This window comes from Wolbachia endosymbiont of Drosophila mauritiana (genome assembly GCF_004795975.1).
GTDB lineage: Bacteria > Pseudomonadota > Alphaproteobacteria > Rickettsiales > Anaplasmataceae > Wolbachia.
Genome location: NZ_CP034335.1, coordinates 1,185,772 through 1,206,800, shown reverse-complemented (window position 1 = coordinate 1,206,800; position 21,029 = coordinate 1,185,772). Strand labels below are relative to the sequence as shown.

Here is a 21,029-nt window from a genome sequence, read left to right as displayed (position 1 = left end):
AATAAGATAGACGAGAAAAGACAACTATAGGAACAAATAGTCAGTGTGTGACAATGGCATCTAGTTCTTTTGCACAAAAAACGTTGTAAAGTGTTTACCAATTTAGTTGGATACCCAGTGTCAGCTACTTTCATGACAAGGAATAAAGCACTGATTTTGTACATTAACCATGCTTTTAAATAGATACCTTATTCTTGGCAACTTTAAACTCAACAACAGACACAAACAGATAATTTCTCAAAAACTTTTACAAGAGACTCTGTTAAATTCTCTATCATTTCATTTGTATGGTAAGGCGTAGGAGTAATACGGAAGCGCTCAGTCCCCTTTGAAACTGTTGGGTAATTTATATGTTGTACATATATTCCATACTCATCAAATAACAATTTTGATGCTTTTTTGGACAACTCAGGATCGCCAATTATGATTGGAATTATATGAGTTTCTGTTTGCATAAAATTCACTCCTGCATTTCTCAGTGAGTCTTTTACCTTTTCAACAGACTGCTTTTGCTTCTCTCTTTCAATATTGCTCGATTTTAAATGCTCAACGCTTGCTTTTGCTGCTGCTGCTAAAACGGGTGACATAGCAGTAGTAAAAATAAATCCTGGGGCTGAACTTCTTATTACATCCACCAAGCTCTTTGAAGACGCTATATATCCACCCATCACTCCAAAAGCCTTTGATAATGTACCCTGAATAACAGTTATTCTATCCATCAAACCTTCTCTTTCTGCAATTCCGCCACCGCGCGGTCCATACATGCCAACTGCGTGTACCTCATCTAAATAGGTAATTGCATTATACTGATCTGCTAGATCACATATTGCTTCAAGCGGTGCTACATCACCATCCATTGAGTATACAGATTCAAGTGCTATTATTTTCGGCGTTTTTATATCTATAGACTTTAGCAACTGCTCTAAGTGATCAACATCATTATGCCTAAATATGTGCTTCGGTCTTTTTCCTGATTTTATACCTTCTATCATTGAAGAATGATTTTTCTCATCTGAAAAAATTACCACACCCGGAATAACAGACGACAAAGTGCTAAGCGTAGTTTGGTTGGCAAGGTAGCCACAAGCAAAAGTTAAAGCAGCTTCTTTTTGATGCAAGTCAGCCAAAGACTTCTCGAGCTCAACAACTTCCTTTGTTGTACCTGATATATTTCTTGTTCCTCCAGCACCAACAGATGAATTTTGAATAGCAGCAATAACACTTTCATTCTGCGACATTCCTAGATAATTATTACTGCACCAGACAATAACTTCCCTATTTCTTTCATAGTCCATAATGTGGGGGAGCCTACCTGGCAATGACGCAAAGTGCGTAAATTCACGGTAGCGCCCCTCATCTTTTATATCTTTGATTTTATTTAAGAATATTTCTTCGTAGTCTACCAAGTTTTTATCTATTAACAATCAATATAATTATAATAAATTATTAAATGATAGACTACTATATTTATTCATTATCAGCCACAACTAAGGTGTAACTTTTTTTGTATCATCAACCTTTTCAACCTCATTATCCTCAACTGAGCTTTTAGGCCTATAGCAGTACGTAATTGTAGCTGCAATAAGACAACAAACTGCAACTGCTATTCCTATTGCTAACATTTCCAAGTAAACTGCAACAGCTGCTCCTAAGGCAATACCAGTTATTGCAAGCGCAGAAGCAGCTACAACATACTTTCTTGTACTTTGTGGATCATTCTTTGAATTGCTTGGTACGGTTGCTGAATAGCCTAAAGATGACATAAATTCCAAAAATCCCTTATTTCCTAGTTTTTTTGCCATATCTAAAGAACTTACTTTCCAAAAAGTATCTTGTGGTGTATTAATAACTGGATCATTTTCTAAATGGTGCGACCTGAAAGTCTTCGGTCATATTGTTTAAAAGGAGAGGAATTCCTCCAGAAAGAAACTGAAAGGATTCTAAAACTTATTAAACCAGATGTTTTGCCATCTGAGTCTACGCATCAGTGCGAATCGGGCAACCGGTTGGTGCCAAGCGATGCGGACAATGAACCTCCTCTTGAAAAAGAAGATGCTCAATCGTGAGAGGAGCATAAACTACAAGCATCATGTGGTTGGAGAGCTAGGCTAGTGGTATGGTGAACGTAAGTGAAACTTCAAAGTATCGTAATTATGAAGGAGCTAAAGATGCTGATAAGCTCTAACCAAAAAGGTAATGTGGATAAGTTACATTTCTCATTTCTAGATGTACGCAAATAATAACTCCACCGGTATAGAGAAGTCACCTAACCCACTGTTGTATGACAGAAGGAACAGGGTAAGCCTGTATTTTCGCCTACATGGCAAGCAAACCGCAAGGAATGCTGATGGAAGTGCAGGTAAAGGAGAATGGAGAAAGCGAATGCCATTTTGTAACGAAATGGATAGAATTTGTAACATTAATTCGCGTGAACGAGCAGACTTCCGTTTGTTCCCTCGTGACAAGAAACTTTGTTAACCACTTAAGGTAGGAAAGCAGATGATTACAAGTAAACCTGTAAGTGCATCTACCGAAAGCTTTGAAGCATGGAAGCAGTTGCCATGGAAGAAATGCCAGAAAGTTATTGTGAGGCTACAAAGACGTATTGTTAAGGCTGTCCAAAAAGGAAGATGGGGTAAGGTAAAAGCTTTACAACATCTTCTCACACGCTCTTTTAGCGGAAAAGCTTTGGCTGTTAAGAGAGTAACTGAAAACCAAGGAAAAAACACAGCGGGTGTAGATCGTCAATTATGGTCAACTTGCAATGCTAAATTTCAAGGAATAAAGCAGTTAAAGCAAAGAGGATATAAACCTTCTCCGCTAAAACGGATTTATATCAGTAAATCTAATGGCAAAAGAAGACCTCTTGGAATACCATCGATAAAAGATAGAGCCATGCAAGCATTATATCTGTTTGCTCTGGAACCGATAGCTGAAACAATCAGTGATCGTCACTCCTATGGCTTTAGGCCTAAAAGATCCTGTGCAGATGCTACAGTAGCTTGTCATTTGTTACTGGCAAGTCGTAATCAACTACAATGGATACTTGAAGGTGATATCAAAGGATGCTTTGACAACATTAATCATGAATGGCTTATGAAGCATATTCCTATGGAGAAGAAAATTCTGCATAGTTGGTTAAAAGCTGGCTTCCTAGAATCGAAAACTCTGTATCCCACAACTGCAGGTACCCCGCAAGGTGGTATAATTTCTCCAATACTAGCCAATTTAGCCTTAAACGGACTTGAAAAGTTATTGGAAAGTCGATTTGGTAAACTCGGCAGTAGAAGAAGAAACAAAATCAGAAGTGGAGTGAACGTAATCAGATACGCAGACGACTTTATTATTTCAGGTTTCACACATGAAGTACTGGAAAATGAAGTTAAGCCTTTAGTATCATCTTTTCTTCATGAGCAAGGTTTAATTCTTTCAGAAGAGAAGACAAAGATTACATCTATCACAACAGGGTTTGACTTTCTTGGTTGTAATGTACGTAGATATAATAAGAAGTTAATTATTAAACCTTCGAAAGAAAGTATTAAAAGACTTCTTAATAAAGCACGTACATTGATAAAAGCAAATATAGCGAACACTCAGGCTATAGTAATTAAGTCACTCAACTCTCTACTGAGAGGATGGGGAAATTACTATCACCATGTGTGTGCTAAAAAAGCGTTTAGAAAGATCGACAATGAAATTTGGCATAGTTTATGGAAATGGGCAAAAAAAAGACATCCTCGTAAAGGATTACGTTGGATAAAGAATCGTTACTTCAAAGTAATGGGTCAACGCCAATGGGTCTTTGCTGCACCCATATGCAAGAACAAACCAAAAGAGATACGGTATTTAAGACTGCTTAAGCTGATTGATATACCTATCAGACGACATGTTAAAATCAGAGCGGATGCAAATCCCCTTGACTTAAAATGGAAAAAGTATTTTGATGAGAGAGTGAAACGAACAAGAATGTTAGCAAGCTCTTTCTCAAGAGAAGGTTCTCTACTGTTGGTGTCACCATTAAGAATGATGTTTCCTGAGGAATCATGAAGGACAAGCCGGTTCTAGAAAAGAAGAACTTAGATAAGGGGCTCAAGCGTAGTGTGGGGAAACCTGCATGCTGCGTTTCTAAGGGAGGGGGTAGTAGTAATACTGCTTCCTTACCTGACCAGGTCGCTAAAACCAAAGGCTTTGAAAAACGTGCCCAATACTACGCAGCTAAAGCTTACTCAAGACAAGCTGACAAGGGCGATCAATACCATGACCTTAAGGAAATTATCTTTATTGCTATAGCAGATTGTATACTATTTCCGGATAAGTCTGAGTATAAATCAAAACACACCATTCGAGATGAAGATACTAATGAACATGATCTAAAAGATTTTTACTTTGTATTTATTGAACTGCCTAAATTTTCCAAAACTAAAGAAGATCAGCTTTCAAATATAGTTGAGAAGTGGGTGTATTTTTTTAAGTACGCTGATGAAACAAGTGAAGAAGAATTGGAAAGGATAACAGGAAGTGACGTAATAATCAAAAAAGCGTATGAAGAGCTAAACAGGTTTAACTGGTCAGAAAAAGAGTTTATAGCCTATGAACAGGAGACTAAGCGTATTCGTGATGAACAGGCTGTCCTTGCTCAAAAACTTGATGATGCCAAAAAAGAAGGAAAGATTGAAGTTGCAAAAGCGATGTTGACTAATGATGTTGATATTAACACTATTGTCAAGTGTACAGGTCTTTCTGTCGATGAGGTTCAAGAATTAATTCAAGTTGAAGGGAAATAACCCCTATTATCATCTTTATATTGAGAAATTTAGTATGAAGAATCGTTAATCAAACACAAAAACTATAGTAACAAAAATTAGTTATGTAAAAGCCGATATAGACTTTTATTTAATTAACTTTTTCAGGAGAAGTATGCAAGCTATAACACTTAATAACCCAATAACAGTTGATGGAATTTCTGTCTCAGAATTATCGATACGTGAACCTAAAGTAAGAGATTTACTTGCTATAGAACGCATAGAAGGCGAAGCTTTAAAAGAAGTAGCTTTAATTGCTAATCTAGCATCCGTACCAAAAGAAGTAGTTGAAGATTTATGTATTAAAGATTATGTAGAAATACAGAAGGTGCTAAAAGGTTTTTTGTCGCCGCTGGAACAGAGGAGTTAAGATTCAATATTTTAAAACTTAGCTCAACAACAGGAAGTGGAATTGAGCAAATTATGTACTAGACACAACTTAATCTGACAGCAACGAATTAACTGACAGAAGAATTGAGGTAGTTAAAACTAATATCAGTCTCTTGTTTAACGTTACTAATATTTTTCTAAAAAGCAATGTGTTTGCTATCAAGAAAAGTCTGCATAGGCGTTTTACCATAGCAATATTTACCTGAGTGAGGCCTGGTCTCATTGTAAGAGCGTAACCAATGATCAACATCTATCTGCAAATCTTCTAAAGAACTGTAGATTTTCTTTCTAAAGATAATATTGTAACACTCATCTTGCATAGTTTTATGAAACCTTTCGCATATGCCATTAGTTTGTGGTGAATTGGCTTTAGTTCTTGAATGATCAATATTTTCAATTCCCAAATAAAGCTGATAAGCGTGATTTTCTGGTTTACCACAATATTCTGTACCTCTATCAGTCAAAATGCGCAATAATGGCACGTTTTGTACATCGAAAAATGGTATTACTCTATCATTCAGCAAGTCGGCAGCGGTAATAGCAGTTTTATCTGTATAAAGCTTAGCAAAAGCCACTCTCGAATATGTATCAATAAAAGTCTGCTGGTAAATGCGCCCAACGCCCTTGATATTGCCTACGTAATAAGTATCTTGAGACCCTAAATAACCTGAGTGTTCTGTTTCAATTTCACCGTGAGCTTCTCTTTGCTCTTTAACTTTTTCCAATGCTGCAAGTTGCTCTTCAGTTAAAATTATGCCGTCTTGTGCAACCTTTGCTTCAAGGGCTTTAAGTCTTTTTTTGAACGTTTCAATGTCATTTCTTAGCCATACAGATCTTACGCCACCTTCGGAAATTATTACACCCCTTTTTCTCAGCTCATTTGCAGCTCTTTGTTGTCCATATGCTGGAAATTCTGTAGCTATGCCAATTATTGCCCTTTCTATATCTTCGGAAACTCTGTTTGCTAATAGGGGTTTTTTCTTACTTATTTCATGTAATGCTCCTTCTCCCCCACTTTCATATAACTCCTTAAATCGATAAAATGTATCACGCGAATAACCCATCACCTTACACGCTTGTGATACGTTACCTAATTGCTTTGCTAGTTCTAATAACCCTAACTTTGGTTTTAGTATTTTTGTTTGTATCGTACTCATATCTAACACTCCTTTCTTTTATTATTTTATAACTTACTTTTTTAAAGTGTCAGATCAAGTCTTGTTTAATACAAATTAACTACTTTTACTTATATCTTAAACACAATTCAATTTTCACACTCACCCAACTCACCAACAGTTAGGCCACTTGCTCGCAAAATAATATCAATAGAAACATCTGCCTTTGATAGATTCTTTGCAACCCTGATTTTTTCTGCTTTTTTAACTTTTTCCTTGCCACTTTTCATATCTTCAGATAGAGATTTGACTAATGCATCTAACGATTCTTGATTCTCATCTTCTCTGTACTCATCCATTAAACTCAATAGCTTTTTGCTATTCTCATCTTCACATTCTGTTATTTTAGGCAACAGAGCTTTTATTAAACTCAATAGTTTATTCTCTTCTTTACTTTCTCTCGTTTCAGATAGCAAAACTTTAATATTCACTGATAATTCTCTTGCTATTTCATATAATTTATCAAATGATATGGCAGTATATCCTTTTTCATATTCGTGTATTTCCTTGAGCGTTAAATCAACTTTATCCGCCAAATCTTTTTGAGTATATCTCCTTATCAATCTCCATTCTCTTATTCTTTGCCCTACTCTGTAATATATAGAATCAGTGCAGACTTCTTTTCTTGTATCATTATACTCGTAAATAGATAAGCCGGTTGCTTGGGAAATTATGTCAACTGACACTCCTTCTTTAACTAGATTTTTTGCTACCTCTAATCTTGCCTCCTCTTGATTGATTTTCTCGCTAATATGAACAAACCTGACTAATGAAGGTACTATTTTGCCTAACTTTTGATTCTCGTATATTTTTGTTAGATAGGGTATTTCCTCGTCTTCATAGCTGTCTTCCCTTACTATTACTGGTTCAGGTAATAAATCTACAACATCAACTGATAATACTCTTGCTATTACATATAGTACTTCAATTGGAATAGAACTATACCCATTTTCATAGCTGTTTACCTCTTGGTATGTTAAACCTATTTTACTTGCTAATTCTATTTGAGTATGCCCTCGCATTAACCTGCTATTTTCCATTTTTGCCCTATTTTGTAACTTATAGGACTAACATCTCTTACAGAAACAAACATATATACCTTATTTAGAAATAAATTTTCATCCAATTTGATCAGCAGATAAATCAACCACTTGCAAAATAATATCAAGAGGAATTCCCCCTTTTACTAAATCCCTTCCAACTTTAATCCTTTCTACCTCTCTCACTTTCTCCTCACAAAGCCGTATTCCTTCAAACAGAAATTTTATTAATGCATTACGTAGTTCTTGGCTCTCAATTTCTTTGTATTCTTTAATCAAATCAGGTAGCTCATTTTTCACTTTACTCCCTTCCTCTATTAGTAGATCCGTAATATTAATCGATAATGCTTCTGCCATTTCATATAATTTATCAAGTGGAACAGCAGTCCTTCCTTGTTCATAGTTGCTTATTTCGTGACGTGTTGTATTCATTTTCTCTGCTAAATCTTTTTGAGTATATTCCCTCACTAGCCTCCATTCTTTTATCTTTTTTCCTATTTGGCAGTATATAGAACCTGTTTTTTCTTCAACACATTCATCAGCAGACAGACCAATTGTTTTTGCAACAATATCAACAGAAACTCCTGCTTCAACCAAACCCTTTGCAATTTTTACTTTCTCTGCTTTCCTACTACTTTTTTCACTAACTTGGACAAATTGGGTTAATAAACAAAACATTCTACGTAACTCCTGATCATTAATCTTTTTATATTCTCTTGCTAGATTTAATATTTCCTCCTATGATTATTGTCCAATAGAAATTTCAAATTTTGTAAAATCTTTAAAAACCCAGTTATTTTTAAGAGTGTAGAAAATAGTTATAAGAAATTTTCTAGCAGTAGCAGTTATAGCCTTAGCAGAACCACGCTTCTTTTTTATATGTTCATAAAAGCTTTTCAAGTAAGGACTGTAACGTACAGCAATCCAAGTACATTGAACTAAAGAAGTACGCGCTATTTTTGACCCTCGTTTGGTAATTCTTCCAATTGTACATTGCTGATTAGATTGAGAAACTCTTGGTACAACTCCAAAATATGCAGTAAGTTTCTCAGGTCTACGGAAATCATTAATGTCTCCAATTGTTACAATAAAAACAGCTGCAGAAATTGGACCTATTCCCTTTATGCTGATAAGATTGCTGAACCCAGGAAGTTGTTTAGCGAAAGCTATAATTTCCTTTTCAAGCTTTTTAAGGCTTTCTCGGATAGCTTCTAAATGATAGCTAATCACTTCAATTTCAACTTTTTCTAAAGGATCCCAATTATGCTTTTGAGTAGCACGTTCAAATCCTACTTTAGTTGTAAGTACTTCTTTTTTAATTTTTATTCCATGGTAATTAAAAAGACCATGAACTTTATTGATTAAAGATACCCGTGACTTTACTAACTGATCTCTCGTTTGAAGAAGAGAAGCTAACTGCTGGCATTGTTTGTTTTTGCACCTTGCCTCAGGCAACATATCTTTGCTGAGAAAGAAAGCAATAGCTCGTGCATCATGCTTATCTGTTTTGTTCACAGAGCGACGAACAACTTCAAACTGCCCAGGAGCAATTATTACTATGCATTTAACGTAAGGTGAAACTGCATCATAAAAGAAACAGCTATTACCTGTTGCTTCTATGGCTACTTCATCTGTTTCTTGAAGATCTTTGGTGAAATTATCCAAGTCTTTTAAGCGAAACGTTTGAATATGCTCAGGTTTCCCTTCCTGTAAGTAACAAGCAGTAAAACTATTGGTATGTAAATCAACTCCAATGTGACGCATATTTTTTCCTCCAATTGCATATTTCAATATATCAGAGTAGAATATTGCCAGTTGTTCCAAACTCCTATACGAGGTCATCACATCACATTTTGTGAGCCTCACGATGATTTTCGGTGGCAGGGGCAGTTAATCTCTCCTACGAAGTCTTCTTTCTATTCTTCATATAAGAGCAGAAAGTGCTTCAGAAAAATATCCAACCTGCCACCTAGTCCACTCTGAGAAGTTATTATCTTCTCTTGCTTACAACCAAGCAATACTTATTCATACCATCTCTCTTGATGGTTTATTCTTAACTATAAGTGAAAAATTGCTTTTATCAAATCAAAGTTTATAATAAAATAAACCTATAAATATACGATCTTAATATAAGGAAATAATATGGCAATTGAGAGAACACTTTCGATATTAAAACCTGATGCAGTAAAAAATAATATTACAGGCAGTATAAATTCTTACATTGAAAAATCTGGACTAAAAATTATAGCACAGAGAAAGATGCTGCTGACAAAAAAACAAGCAGAGCTGTTTTATGAAATTCATAAGGATAGGCCTTTTTTTGAAGAGTTGGTGGAATTTATGACTTCTGGGTCTGTGATAGTTCAAGTTTTAATTGGTGAAAATGCAGTCAGTAAATACAGACAAATCATGGGTGCTACAGATCCAAAACAGGCAGATAAAGGTACAATTAGGGGTGATTTTGCTAATGATATTAGTGAAAATAGAGTGCATGGTTCTGATAGTCTAGAGAATGCTCATAGAGAAATAGCTTTCTTTTTTGCTGAATGTGAATTGGTGTAGTTTTACTTTTTTACATATTAAATTTCTGAATTTTATGTTGAACTGTATAATATTAGCCCAATTTTTAGTTGAAGCAATATTAAGGGAAAGCTTTTTCATGCACAGTATAGATAATATTTAAAATGGATCATGTTGTTAATGCTTATAATAGATCTGAAGCTTCTATAGTTAGAGGAGAAGGAGTATATCTCTTCGACAAGGATGGTAAAAAATATTTAGACTTTGCTGCAGGAATTTCTACAACCTCTCTAGGGCATTGTCATCCATACATTACAGATAAACTGAAGGAGCAACTGGATTCATTATGGCACTGCTCTAATATTTTTACTATTCCCCAGCAGGAAAGGCTTGCTCAGCGGTTAACAGAACTTACCTTTGCCGATAAAGTTTTTTTCTGCTCAAGTGGACTTGAAGCAACAGAAGCTGCAATTAAATTTATTCGCCGCTATTTCTACTTAAATGGACAAGAAAAGCGCAGTCACATCATTACAATTGAAGGAGGTTTTCATGGCCGCAGTATTGCTGCAATTTCAGCTGGGGGAAATGAAAAATCACGCGAAGGTTTTGCTCCACTCCTTTCTGGTTTTGATAAAGTTCCAAGAAATAACATTGAAGCATTAGAAAAGAAAATCAATAGCGAAACAGCTGCCATATTTTTAGAGCCCATACAAAGTGAAGGCGGAGTACATCCATTGGATGTAGAGTATCTTAAAAAAGTAAGAGAGATAACAAAAGCTCAAGGAATAATTTTATGCTTTGATGAAGTGCAATGCGGATATGGACGGATTGGCTCTCTATTTTACTATCAAAATATAGGAGTTGAACCTGATATGCTCACTTGTGCGAAGGCTATGGGTAATGGATTTCCTCTGGCTGCATGTTTAGTAAAAGATTATATAGCAGAAGCAATCACTCCAGGAACTCATGGGTCAACTTATGGAGGTAATCCACTTGCTATGACTGTTGGTAATGCAGTACTCGATGTAATGCTAAAGGAAGGCTTTTTTGACCATGTTAAGAAGGTCAGTAAATATCTAAAAGAAAAGTTGTTGCCTTTGACTGAAGAATTTCCGAAGATCGTTTCAGAAGTTCGTGGGGAGGGTTTATTGATAGGGATAGAGCTTAGAGTACCTTTGGCTGATAAAATTGTTAAACAATCTCTTGACAAAGGCTTAATAATGACTAAAATTTTAAATAATAGGGTAATAAGAATAACTCCTCCACTTGTTGTTGAGAATATGCATGTGAATGCAGTGTGTGATATATTTCATGATTTATTTTTTTATATTAAAGATATATAGACTTGCAAATGCTTCTTACAACATATAAAATCAACTTTGTTTCTATATCGCAATAACATCATACTTTAATGAATTGGTTATTGATTTCAGTATTGTCAGCAATTTTTTTCTTATTGATTTTATCGTTTTTGTTCTCAGGAGCAGAAATAGGGTTAACCTCAATTAGCCGATCCCGAGTGAATAAACTAAAGCTAGAAGGTAACAAAAGAGCCAAGATAATAGAGCTTTTGTTAGGTAAAAAAGAATTAACAATAGGAACAATATTAGTATGCAACACAATTATTAACATTACTTGCTCTGCTTTATTTACAGCAATATTTATAAATTCTTTTGGGAGCGAGGGCATACTTCTTGCAACATTTATGATGACGTTTTGTATTTTGCTATTTTGTGAAGTTTTACCAAAAACTTACGCCATGCAAAATCCTGAAAAATTTACATTACTTTCTGCTTATTTTATGCTGTTTTTTGTCAAGGTTCTTTCTCCATTGACATTAGGCATTCAGTTTATTGTCAATATCATTCTGAAGTTATGTGGGCTTCATAAGAATAGGGAGGTAATATCTGCAGCAGATGCAATGCGTAATATGATTACTCTTCACCGCAGTGAGGGCACTATGTTACAACAGGATTTAGATATGCTAAATAGTATACTTGATTTGGCTGAGACAGAAATATCACAAATTATGACCCACAGGAGAAACTTATTTTCTCTTGATATAGATCGAAACAAAGAAGAGTTAATAAGAGAGATTTTAACCAGTAGCCATAGCAGAGTACCTTTATGGCAAAAAGAACCAGATAATATTGTTGGAGTGGTTCACGTGAAAAATCTAATAAATGCCTTGCGTGAAAAGGATAATAAAATAGAGATTGCCAAAGTTATGTCAAAGCCTTGGTTTATACCAGAAAGTACGCCACTCAGTGTACAACTTCACAACTTCCGTAAAAACAGAAAACACCTTGCATTTGTTATTGATGAGTATGGAGCACTACAGGGAATCGTAACTCTTGAGGATATACTGGAAGAAATAGTTGGAGAAATTTCAGATGAACATGATTTGATCACAGAGAATTTTATAAAAAAGATATCCGATAATATGTATCACATAGAAGGAAAATCTACTATTAGGGATATTAATAGACAGTTACATTGGGATCTTCCTGATGAAGAAGCTACAACTCTAGCAGGTATGATTGTAAACGAGATAGAGCGCATTCCTGAAGAAAATGAAGAGTTTTCCATGTACGGTTTTTACTTTAAGATTTTAAAAAAAGATAAAAATATTATTACTATGATTGAAGTACAAGTAAAAACTGATAATACTGTAGTAGCAATTGATTAGTTGGGTTCTATGGAAGATACAGTAAAAATAACGGCTGAAGATTTGAAGAGCTATATAGAGAGAATCGAAAAACTTGAACAAGAAAAGAGGGATGTGCAAGATCACATTCGTGATGTATATGCAAAAGCTGCAGATGAAGGTTGGGATATAAAAGTGATGAAACAGATTATTAGGCTAAGAAAGATGGATGATGATGACAGGGAGGAACAGGAAATATTACTTGATACCTACAAACGTGCATTGGGAATGAATTACGAAGGTGAATAGTAGGATTGTAATTGGAATAAGTGGAGCATCTGGTTCTATTTACGGTGTACGGATTCTAGAGGCACTAAAAAATACCAATCATGAAACTCATTTAGTGATCAGCAGTGCTGGAAAAATAACTATAGCTCATGAGATTAAAGAAAAACTTGAAGATATTATATCGCTTGCAGATTTTTACTATTCTGAAGAAAAAATAGGAGAAAAAATAGCAAGCGGCTCATTTAAAACCTCAGGTATGGTTATTGCTCCATGTTCTATGAAAACAATGTCTGAAATAGCATCGGGGGTGACTTCCAATCTATTAACAAGGGCTGCAGATGTAACTCTAAAAGAAAGAAGAAAATTAGTTCTTATGGTGCGAGAATCTCCACTACATCTTGGACATCTCCGAAATATGTTAAAACTAACGGAGATGGGAGCAATTATTGCTCCGCCGATGCCTGCTTTTTATATTAAACCAAAATCTTTGGATGATATTGTAAATCATGCTGTTGGTAAAGTATTGAATTTATTTGATATCGCATTACCTGACTTCAAGGAGTGGCAAGGAAATGTCAATTATTATTAACGGTAAAAAAATAGCAAATGATCTCTGTGAGGAGCTATCAAAAAAAATTTATATTTTAAAGAAAGAGTATAATGTTTTTCCTTGTCTTAAAGTAATTCTTGTGGGTAGCAATCCAGCAAGTCAGGTCTACGTTCGTAATAAACAAAGAAAAGCAGAATCAATAGGTATAAGTTCTGAAACTATTGTTTTGCCTGATAGTATCTCAGAAGATGAATTGATTGAAAAAGTTAATACATTAAATGAAGATCCATCTGTGCATGGAATTTTAGTTCAGTTACCTTTACCAAAGCACATCAGTGCAAGCAGAATAATTAATACAGTAAGTGTTGAAAAAGATGTAGATGGCTTTCATGATGAGAATGTTGGCAGGTTAGTTAAAGGTGAAAAAAATTGTCTGATACCTTGTACTCCCAAAGGTTCTTTGCATTTAATTAAGTCAGTTGAAAATAATCTGTCCGGTAAAAATGCGGTAATCATTGGCAGATCAAATATTGTGGGTAAGCCAATGTTTCACCTATTGTTGCAAGAAAATTGCACTGTTACCATCTTGCATTCACAAAGTAGGGATTTAGCTGATTATTGCTCTAAGGCGGATATAGTAGTTGCAGCAGTTGGAAAGCCAAATTTTGTTCAACCAGATTGGATAAAAAAAGGTGCAATAGTGATTGATGTTGGCATAAATAGTGTGAATGTAGGAGAGCAAACAAAGCTTGTAGGCGATGTTGACTTTGAGGGAATAAAAGGGAAAGCCAAAGCTATTACTCCAGTGCCTGGTGGAGTTGGCCCAATGACAATTGCATTTCTAATGATGAACACTGTAGTTGCTGCTTGCTTACAGCGGGAAGTTAATCCTTCTGATTTGATTGCTTAAGGTTTAGCTTAATGTTAGCATAAACAGAATACCTTTGCAAATAGCACATATATAGCACCGAGCATACAACTGTGTATAAGGATTCAAAGTGTTCATAGCTTAAAAATTATAACGTATACCTACTTCTATGATTGCATCTGGTTTTTTCATCGGTGGTTTAAAGCCACTTAATTGACCACTTGCAGCAATAGCAGCTGTACCAACTATCTGTGGAGCAACTTCATAATCAACACCAACCTTCAGTTTGTAGGAAATAGCACCCAGTATTTTATCTAGTGTTTCACCTTCGCCAAGAGAAAAAGGCATTACTTGTAGATGTCCTCCTAAACCTCCACTGACATATAGTTTCACAGGATCAATGTCAACGTCAGGATAATAACGGTAATTTGCTAATAAACTAGCTCCCATTTTCTTGTTTTCCTTAACAAACATATCACTTACGTCGGTGAGAATCTCAAGTTCAAACTTAGAGCTTTTATCATAATTATAACCAAAAACTAAGCCAGGCTTTATTTTTAAGCTAGTACCCCATCCACCACCAAAATTTAAACCTGCGTAATACTGCTCTTTTGCACTATTACTAGCTGCACCTGCTAGAGATGAAGTGAGCAACACAGCTAAAACACACAATCCTTTTATTTTCATATAACTACCCATACAAAAAAATATATAATGCGTAAGTATATATCCTTTATATTAAAAAAGATATAACTACATATCAAAAAAAGTATAGCCCTAAAATTAGAGACATGCTACTCAAAATTTTTATATAACTATGTTTACTACCTTATTTGGTACAGCATATATAGTGCGAATTTTGCTTTGATCGATTCTATCAGATACAGAATCTGTTGCTATTTTCTTCAATTTTTCTTGAGGTAAATCAGTTGCCACTTCAATGGTCGCACGTAACTTTCCATTGATCTGCACTGCTACAGTCACCATATTATCAATTAGTAGTGATTCATCAGCTTTTGGCCAAGGTTGCATATATAGCATGCCTTCGCCTCCTATTTTTTGCCATAAATTTTCAGCCAGGTGTGGCATGAATGGCTCAATTACTCTGATTAGTATGCATATACCTTCATCAATAAGAGATTTTCCAGTTTTTACGTCTATTTCAGCTATTAAATTTGTCATTTCACGGAATTTCGCTACCACACAGTTTAATCTGCAGTTTTCCAAGTCATCTGTAAGTCCGTGTAAGAGTTTATGGATTTTTTTTCTATATTCTAGAAGTTTGCCTGTAACTCCTTCATTATCATAGTGTATGTTTACGGGCCTTAGCTGAATTACCATACGCCACAATTTATTTATATAGCGAGAACAGCCTTCTACGCCATCATCTGACCATTCCATATCTTTTTCTGGAGGAGTGTCAGACAATACAAACAAGCGAGCAGTATCAGCACCGTACTTCTCTATGATAAAGTTTGGGTCAACTGTATTCTTCTTTGACTTACTCATCTTTTCGACTTTTCCAACTTGGATCTTAGCACCCTTCGCAACCAACTCTTTTGCTTCTTCGGGAAAGAGCCATTTGCCATTCTCATCTTTATAAGTTACATGACAGACCATTCCTTGAGTGATTAAAGTAGAGAAAGGCTCTTTAACGTAAAAATAGCCACATTTAGTTAAAGCACGGCAGAAAAATCTTGAGTAAAGCAAATGTAGAATTGCATGTTCTATTCCACCTATATAATAATCAACAGGCATAAAACGATTACAAGCATCTTTATTAATCGATTTATTTTCACTGCAAAATGCAGCAAAATACCAAGAAGATTCAAAAAAAGTGTCAAATGTATCAGTTTCACGTTCTGCTTGCTTTCCGCACTTTGGACAATCAACAAATTTCCAGGTTGGGTGCTTATCCAGGGGATTACCACCACTTGTAAATTCTACATCCGTTGGTAGAACAACAGGGAGGTCTTTTTCTGGAACTGGAACAATTCCACAATCTTTACAATGTATAATAGGTATAGGACATCCCCAATAACGTTGCCTTGAAATTCCCCAATCGTGTAGACGATAGTTTATTGTTTTCTTACCTATTCCTTTTTCTTCAAGCTTTTTAATGATTACTTCCTTTGCCTCATTAATCATTAGTCCGTTTAAGAATTCAGAATTGAACATCACTCCATCACCGAAGTACGGTTCTTTTAAGATCTCTGTGCTCTCTTCACAAACTACAGGAATAATCGGTAAACCATACTTCTGTGCAAATTCAAAATCACGCTGATCATGTTCAGGGCAACCAAAAATCGCACCTTCTCCATACTCCATCAACACAAAATTCGCTACGTACAGTGGCAACTCTTTATCAAGAAATGGATGTTTGACATTTAATCTTGTGTAAATCCCGATTTTTTCATCATTCTCTCCCTTTGCCTTCACACTGTCGATAAAGCCTTGTATATCTTCGTCCTTAAGATCTCGCACAATAGGATGCTCTGCTGCTATTGCAAGAAAAGAAGCTCCAAATAAAGCATGAGGACAAACTGTAAAAACCTTTAATTTCTTATTCAAGCCAACTATTTCAAAATCTATAGTTGCCCCTTCAGATTTTCCTATCCAACGCTCTTGCATTGTTTTCACTTTTTCTGGCCAATTTTTTAAACTTTGCAGACAATGAAGCAAATCTTCAGCAAAATCAGTAATCTTTAAAAACCACTGAGATAACTTACGTTTTTCAACAACTGCACCTGATCGCCATCCTTTTCCATCAATCACTTGCTCATTTGCAAGCACTGTTTGATCTACTGGATCCCAATTAACCCACGACTCTTTTCGATAAGCAAGCTCATGCTTTAAAAAATCCAGAAAAAATTTCTGTTCGTGTTTGTAATAATCAGGCTCACATGTGGAAAGCTCGCAATTCCAATTGTAGGAAAGACCTATAGATTTTAGCTGTGCACGCATATTGTCTATATTCTCTTTTGTCCACGCCGCAGGGTTAATCTTGTTGTCTCTTGCTGCATTTTCAGCTGGTAGTCCAAACGCATCCCAGCCAATTGGGTGCAAAACCTCAAATCCACGAGCTCTCTTGTAACGTGCTATTACATCCCCTATTGCATAATTGCGCAGATGCCCCATGTGAATCTTACCAGATGGATATGGAAACATCTCCAACACGTAACATTTCTTCTGTTTACTATCTTTGCTTACAGAAAAATTCCACTTATTTTGGTAGAATGTTTCAACGTTTTTAAAATCATATTTCATAAATTCAATCACAGTTTATATGTACTAAAGGATCGACCGCTTGACCATTATGCCGTATTGTGAAACACATCTGCGGATCTTTATCTTGCGTGCTTGATTTACCTGCAGATCCAATAACCTGGCCTTGTTTCACTTTATCACCAATTTCAACTTGTATGTTTTTTAAATAGGAGTACATAGTCATGTAATTATCTTTATGTTCCACTATAATTAAATTTCCGTACCACCTCAGGCCTTTGCCTACGTATATCACTTTGCCAGGCGCAGAAGCAATAACCTTTGTTCCACTTTGAGCAGTAATTTTTATGCCATCTTGACATATCTTATCAGAAGAAGTAACTACACCTTTAACCGGTATTACAAATTTACACATGCTTTGTGCATTATTGTTATATACCTTATCTACGAAGGCTTTTCTACTTTCTTTTTGCAGCGAAGAATCAACATTTTCTTTAATCAAATGATACTCCCTTGTGTACTCCAGGTCTCTTTTTCCATAAAATTCTTCGCCTTTAAGTAGTACAGGTGCAGGTTTTTGCAGGCCACAGCTTATCAGTATTGCTGATAATATAAAGAACAAGGCTATACGACACATACACTTATCTCTAGATATATCAACTTTCACAAAACTTTATAGTGTTTTTCGTCTATTTATTACTTTCTTCATTTATTTTATCAGTCAAATAGTCTCTTAAATCGGTAAGTTCTTGCAACAAATTTCTTGAATAATGATCAATTCTTACACCGTTACCAAATTCCTTTTGTACTCCTTTTATTGTATATCCTTTGTCATATAGCATATATTTTATTTTCTTTATTGCCTCTATACACTTATGATCATATAGTCTTCTTCCCTTCCGTTTTATGGGTTTAATTTGATGGAATTGACTTTCCCAGAATCTTAAAACATGCTGCTCCAAATGTAGTTCTTCAGCTACTTCTCCAATTGTGTAAAATAATTTTTCCTTATTCATCGATTATTTATTAATCTCTTTGTCATTTTTGAAGGTCTAAAAGAAATGGATTTTCTTGCTTGAATTACTACCCTTTCCGATGTCTTTGGTATATTTCCTGGTCTTTCTTTCTTGTTTTTAACCAAAAATGTTCCAAATGAAGATATTTTTACTATTCCATCCTTTGCTAAGCTCGTTTTTATCTCATCCAATATATCATCTATTATTGCAATAGAGTCTTCTTTCGATAATCCAATTTCCTGGTTTATACATTCAGCTATTGTTGCCTTAGTTACTGTTGTGTCTTTTGTTGTCATAATTTATTACAGTATGTTAATATAATATAACAATCGACTCAAGATTCAGCTACTTTATTTTTATAGTATGTTTCTTTTGTAGCATAATTAAAAATACTAGCAAATGTTAACATTGCAAATATTGTGAAAAGCACCATTTGATGATCTGAAAAAAGCGCTAAAATTGACACTAAAATTCCACTCATAACAAACATAAACCCATTGATAACGGATGATGATGTGCTAATATACTTCTGCTCCACAATCTCACTGCCAACAGTAAAATTAAGCATGTGTCCTCCTGCAAAAAAACCAAACATTAACATACAAAAGTATACGATATGAACTGTTAAATGGCCGTATAGTAAAATAATAACTGAAATACCTTGCAATAGAGCAAAAGCAGAGATTATGTGCCTTCTATTTTTAAATAGATTTGAGATTAGATCTGCAATTGGAGCACCAACTGCAAGACCAAGCCATAATATCGCAGTTGCCACACCTGACTCCGTTGTATTGAGCTCTAAGTTGATTAGTAACCTTGGTGCCCACAACATATTAAGCGCTAAAAATGTTCCAAAAGTAATAGCACCCACTATTGAGGTTATCCAGATATCTCTTAATTTTAGCACCGTTAGTACAGAGCATACTACTGTTTTTAGAGAGCTTTTTATTGTGTATCCCCCCAAACTTTTTTTTGAAAATCCTTTCGGATAAAAAAACATAAGCACAAATATTGACACGCCAAATAATATTACGCATACAATCAGATTCTTCCAATCTGCACCTTCAGAAAGAAAGCTAGAGAACAACATTTGAATCATCAAAGCGGAAAGACTTGAAATTGTCTGCACTAATGAGAACATCAGTCCAAATTGGGTGAGGGGAAAGTATGTGCTACTTATATGAGCGGCGCCAATAAAACCAAACGATGCTCCAATTGCAATCAAGAATTGAGATAAAATTAGATGGACAAAACTGTCACTACTAATAAGGATAAAAAATCCAAAGATCATAATCGACAACGAGAAAAAATAAATTTTTTTGCTGGAAAAAACATTAAACATTGCCCCACTAAAAAATTGTGAGATAGCAAAAGTCCAAGTATATGCTGAATTAGCTAGTGCAACTTGCGCAATCGTGAGCCCAAGTTCTTTTTCAAGATTCACACTTATAAAAGTGTAGATTATCTGCATATTGCTGAATATAACAATTAAGTTGCTGATCAGCCAAATGAACCAAGCTCTACTTTCCATAAGATTTTATAAGTAATCCATTAATAACAAGCCTCTTTTAGGCTCTGATTAATGTTAAAACAGTTGCAATTATAGATTATATAAAAGCTATGAAACAACAAATTTGTTGTGAGATTTTAATTGTTAGAATCTGTATATGATCTCAAAAAAAGAATAGATTTTTGCTTTTTATCCCCTGTTATAAAGGAGTATACAGCGTACGGTGAAAGGCCTGGGTAAAGATGATATAATTCCAACAAGAGAGATACCCTTCAGATCATCTTCCATTGAATGTAATGGTTGATGTCACAGTTGAACAGCACAAGCAAAGACAATTAGAGTTATAAAATCTTGTTTAATACACATTAAAGTGGACCTATGTTTTGCCACTCAGAACGTGTCTTGAAAGGAAAAAAAAAGAATAAAGCAAGAAATAGGAGGGTAACAAGTGATATAAGTGACAAGGCCAAATGTTGCACAAGGAGCAATAGGGAGAGCAAAAACATAACAATTATTAATGCGATAAAATATATAATGAGGAGTAGTTGCTGGTGCTAACCTTTAATATAGTTATGCAAGAGGCCTAATTTAAAATATTAACGTAAAAAATTGCTTCCATATATTTTAAATCTAATTATAATCACAGTTAGAGATATTTTAAGAGCTCAAAATCTATCTTTGTCTGCAGACTGTTCAGTCAAATTTTTAATCAAAAGGCGTAGCGTATCTTCTTTAGTGCATGTTTAATCTCTGTCGTATGTGCGCTGCACTTTTTTCTAATCTTTTTTACACAGGGGGATTTTATGTCCAGAATTCCAGATACTTGACCTTTACTTTAGCTAAAAAACAATAGGCGCCTATGGTTTAACGCTAATTAAAATAAAAATTTTTCTAATATATAGAAGAATTACAAAATCACTGTTTACTGAAAACGGGCCAAGAAAGCTGCTAATGTCAAAGAATTTTAGGTAAACGTTGTTTGCTTGACGTATGAGTGT

At 34.9% G+C, this 21,029-nt stretch carries 18 protein-coding genes and 3 pseudogenes; 9 read left to right on the top strand and 12 right to left on the bottom strand.

From position 1 onward, the window contains the following. Nucleotides 1–209: 209 nt before the first annotated feature. Together hemA and EJB00_RS06250 are read right to left on the bottom strand one after the other, a co-directional pair. Entirely contained in the window at nucleotides 210–1,406 is a 1,197-nt protein-coding gene (gene hemA / locus EJB00_RS05780) for a 5-aminolevulinate synthase (RefSeq protein ID WP_179943659.1), read from the bottom strand. 81 nt (nucleotides 1,407–1,487) lie between these two features. Beyond that, nucleotides 1,488–1,802: a TomO hydrophobic C-terminal domain-containing protein gene (locus tag EJB00_RS06250; RefSeq protein WP_041581321.1), complete on the bottom strand. Its 315-nt coding sequence runs from the start codon at nucleotides 1,800–1,802 to the stop codon at nucleotides 1,488–1,490. 697 nt (nucleotides 1,803–2,499) lie between these two features. On the opposite strand from EJB00_RS06250, the gene ltrA reads away from it, so the two are divergent. From ltrA to EJB00_RS05750, 3 genes are all read left to right on the top strand, one after another. Beyond that, nucleotides 2,500–4,047, top strand: coding sequence for a group II intron reverse transcriptase/maturase (gene ltrA / locus EJB00_RS05760; protein WP_135352711.1), 1,548 nt, complete (start codon nucleotides 2,500–2,502; stop codon nucleotides 4,045–4,047). Beyond that, nucleotides 4,044–4,784: an Rpn family recombination-promoting nuclease/putative transposase gene (locus tag EJB00_RS05755; protein WP_135352710.1), complete on the top strand. Its 741-nt coding sequence runs from the start codon at nucleotides 4,044–4,046 to the stop codon at nucleotides 4,782–4,784. The genes ltrA and EJB00_RS05755 overlap by 4 nt, the downstream gene beginning before the upstream one ends. A 133-nt stretch (nucleotides 4,785–4,917) precedes the next feature. Continuing rightward, nucleotides 4,918–5,172, top strand: coding sequence for a phage tail assembly protein (locus tag EJB00_RS05750; protein WP_019236471.1), 255 nt, complete (start codon nucleotides 4,918–4,920; stop codon nucleotides 5,170–5,172). Between the two features lie 88 nt (nucleotides 5,173–5,260). Here the strand turns inward: EJB00_RS05750 and EJB00_RS05745 are convergent. The 4 genes and pseudogenes from EJB00_RS05745 to EJB00_RS05730 all read right to left on the bottom strand — a co-directional run bounded on the left by EJB00_RS05745 (nucleotide 5,261) and on the right by EJB00_RS05730 (nucleotide 9,171). Continuing rightward, nucleotides 5,261–6,349 (bottom strand): annotated as a pseudogene (locus EJB00_RS05745) (IS481 family transposase). 107 nt (nucleotides 6,350–6,456) lie between these two features. Beyond that, nucleotides 6,457–7,460 (bottom strand): annotated as a pseudogene (gene wmk / locus EJB00_RS05740) (WO male-killing family protein Wmk). A gap of 25 nt (nucleotides 7,461–7,485) precedes the next feature. Then, nucleotides 7,486–8,145: pseudogene (wmk, locus tag EJB00_RS05735) on the bottom strand (WO male-killing family protein Wmk); the annotation flags it as partial. A 6-nt stretch (nucleotides 8,146–8,151) separates the two neighbouring features. Further along, entirely contained in the window at nucleotides 8,152–9,171 is a 1,020-nt protein-coding gene (locus EJB00_RS05730) for an IS110 family RNA-guided transposase (RefSeq protein WP_135352712.1), read from the bottom strand. A gap of 378 nt (nucleotides 9,172–9,549) precedes the next feature. On the opposite strand from EJB00_RS05730, the gene ndk reads away from it, so the two are divergent. From ndk to folD, 6 genes are all read left to right on the top strand, one after another. Then, nucleotides 9,550–9,969 carry a nucleoside-diphosphate kinase gene (gene ndk / locus EJB00_RS05725; protein WP_015587995.1) on the top strand — a complete coding sequence of 140 codons (420 nt, stop codon included), beginning with the start codon at nucleotides 9,550–9,552 and terminating at the stop codon, nucleotides 9,967–9,969. A gap of 122 nt (nucleotides 9,970–10,091) precedes the next feature. Then, a complete protein-coding gene (locus tag EJB00_RS05720) occupies nucleotides 10,092–11,270 on the top strand; it encodes an aspartate aminotransferase family protein (RefSeq protein ID WP_015587994.1) in 1,179 nt (392 codons plus the stop codon). Between the two features lie 68 nt (nucleotides 11,271–11,338). Next, on the top strand, nucleotides 11,339–12,616 hold the full coding sequence (locus EJB00_RS05715; protein ID WP_135352966.1) for an HlyC/CorC family transporter: 1,278 nt from the start codon (nucleotides 11,339–11,341) through the stop codon (nucleotides 12,614–12,616). A gap of 9 nt (nucleotides 12,617–12,625) precedes the next feature. Further along, the gene (locus tag EJB00_RS05710; protein WP_006014634.1) at nucleotides 12,626–12,883 is read left to right on the top strand and encodes a DUF2312 domain-containing protein; all 258 of its coding nucleotides are present in this window, start codon (nucleotides 12,626–12,628) and stop codon (nucleotides 12,881–12,883) included. Beyond that, nucleotides 12,876–13,451, top strand: a complete 576-nt coding sequence (locus tag EJB00_RS05705) for a UbiX family flavin prenyltransferase (RefSeq protein WP_010406412.1) — start codon at nucleotides 12,876–12,878, stop codon at nucleotides 13,449–13,451. Before EJB00_RS05710 ends, EJB00_RS05705 begins: the two co-directional genes overlap by 8 nt. Beyond that, nucleotides 13,435–14,322, top strand: a complete 888-nt coding sequence (gene folD / locus EJB00_RS05700) for a bifunctional methylenetetrahydrofolate dehydrogenase/methenyltetrahydrofolate cyclohydrolase FolD (RefSeq protein ID WP_015587992.1) — start codon at nucleotides 13,435–13,437, stop codon at nucleotides 14,320–14,322. The genes EJB00_RS05705 and folD overlap by 17 nt, the downstream gene beginning before the upstream one ends. A gap of 99 nt (nucleotides 14,323–14,421) precedes the next feature. Here the strand turns inward: folD and EJB00_RS05695 are convergent, their stop codons facing one another. The 6 genes from EJB00_RS05695 to EJB00_RS05670 all read right to left on the bottom strand — a co-directional run bounded on the left by EJB00_RS05695 (nucleotide 14,422) and on the right by EJB00_RS05670 (nucleotide 20,052). Beyond that, nucleotides 14,422–14,967, bottom strand: coding sequence for a hypothetical protein (locus EJB00_RS05695; RefSeq protein WP_135352967.1), 546 nt, complete (start codon nucleotides 14,965–14,967; stop codon nucleotides 14,422–14,424). 120 nt (nucleotides 14,968–15,087) lie between these two features. Continuing rightward, the gene (gene leuS, locus EJB00_RS05690; RefSeq protein WP_135352968.1) at nucleotides 15,088–17,547 is read right to left on the bottom strand and encodes a leucine--tRNA ligase; all 2,460 of its coding nucleotides are present in this window, start codon (nucleotides 17,545–17,547) and stop codon (nucleotides 15,088–15,090) included. A gap of 4 nt (nucleotides 17,548–17,551) precedes the next feature. Continuing rightward, the gene (locus EJB00_RS05685) at nucleotides 17,552–18,142 is read right to left on the bottom strand and encodes a murein hydrolase activator EnvC family protein (protein WP_015587989.1); all 591 of its coding nucleotides are present in this window, start codon (nucleotides 18,140–18,142) and stop codon (nucleotides 17,552–17,554) included. A gap of 52 nt (nucleotides 18,143–18,194) precedes the next feature. Next, a complete protein-coding gene (locus tag EJB00_RS05680) occupies nucleotides 18,195–18,521 on the bottom strand; it encodes a MerR family transcriptional regulator (RefSeq protein WP_135352969.1) in 327 nt (108 codons plus the stop codon). Continuing rightward, entirely contained in the window at nucleotides 18,518–18,817 is a 300-nt protein-coding gene (locus tag EJB00_RS05675) for an integration host factor subunit alpha (RefSeq protein WP_015587987.1), read from the bottom strand. The genes EJB00_RS05680 and EJB00_RS05675 overlap by 4 nt, the downstream gene beginning before the upstream one ends. A gap of 38 nt (nucleotides 18,818–18,855) precedes the next feature. Next, nucleotides 18,856–20,052, bottom strand: a complete 1,197-nt coding sequence (locus EJB00_RS05670; protein WP_135352970.1) for an MFS transporter — start codon at nucleotides 20,050–20,052, stop codon at nucleotides 18,856–18,858. Between the last annotated feature and the right edge of the window lie 977 nt (nucleotides 20,053–21,029).